The 1,240-nt window shown below is 69.0% G+C and carries 1 protein-coding gene; it reads left to right on the top strand.

Features of this window, described 5'->3' with window-relative positions; translation table 11 throughout:
- Positions 1 to 1,240, top strand: a 1,240-nt coding sequence (locus ACWDKQ_RS35745) for an HAD-IC family P-type ATPase (protein WP_450143168.1), incomplete at both ends; no start/stop codon positions are given.

Genomic DNA, 1,240 nt, shown 5'->3' on the forward strand with positions numbered 1-1,240 from the left:
CACGGTGCTGGAGCTGCTCGACAGTTCACCGCAGGGCCTGACCGGTGATGCGGCGCACCAGCGTTTCCCGGATCACGACGCGGGAGCGGACTTCGGCCGGATGGGGGTGCTGCGGGCGTCGCTGGAGGAGCTGGCGAACCCGTTGACGCCTGCTTTGGCGGGTGGGGCCGCGATCTCGGCGAGCATCGGTGCCGTTGCGGACGCGACGATCATCCTGGGCGTGCTGGGGATGAATGCGTTGATCGGCGGCGTGCAACGGATCACCGCCGACCGTGCTCTGAACAAGTTGCTGGAGGCAAGCGTTGTTCGAGTTGTGGTGCGCCGCAAGGAAAACGTGACACAGTTGCCCGCTGACCAGCTCGTGCTCGGCGACGTGGTGGAGTTGGTGGCCGGGGACGCCGTTCCGGCCGACTGCCGGCTCCTGGATGCCGACGGACTGGAGCTCGATGAGTCGAGCCTGACCGGCGAGTCGATGTTGGTCACCAAGACGGTGACGGCGACTCCGGCGGTGCCGGTCGCGGACCGGTCCTGCATGATCTACCGCGGCACCGCGGTCGCCGCCGGGCGGGCGGTGGGTGTCGTGGTCGCGACCGGCGCGAACACCGAGGTAGGCAGCGCGATCGGGCCAGGCGTCCGACGAGGTGCCGACGGTGTCGCGGCTCGCCTGCAGACGCTAGCGAAGGTGACGATTCCAATCTGCGTGGGAGCAGGCGGGATTCTGCTCATCACGGACATACTGCGCGGGCGTCCATTGGGGACATCGCTGGGGCGGGCGGTGAGCCTGGCGGTAGCGGCCGTTCCCGAGGGATTGCCGTTCGTCGCCACCGTCGCCGAGCTCGCGGCCGCCCAGCGGCTGTCGAAACGCGGGGCGTTGGTGCGTAACTCCGCGACGATCGAGGCTCTGGGCCGGGCGCAGGTGTTGTGCTTCGACAAGACCGGCACCCTCACCGAAGGGCGCATCGCGCTGCGGCGGGTATCCGACGGCGCGTCGAGCCGGTGGCTCGAAGAAATATCCACAGTGCAACGGCGAGTGCTCGCGGGTGCCTTGCGAGCAAGTCCGTTGGTGGACAACGGAGAACTGCTCCCGCATCCCACCGATCGCGCGGTCGTCGATGGCGCGCGCGGCGCGGGAGTGCACCCGGCCGAAGGCAAGGCGGGCTGGGTACCGATCGACGAGATGCCCTTCGAGCCCTCCCGCGGCTACCACGCGGTGCTCGGCACCTTCAGCGACGGCAATCTC

It is taken from the genome of Saccharopolyspora sp. NPDC000995 (assembly GCF_053599315.1).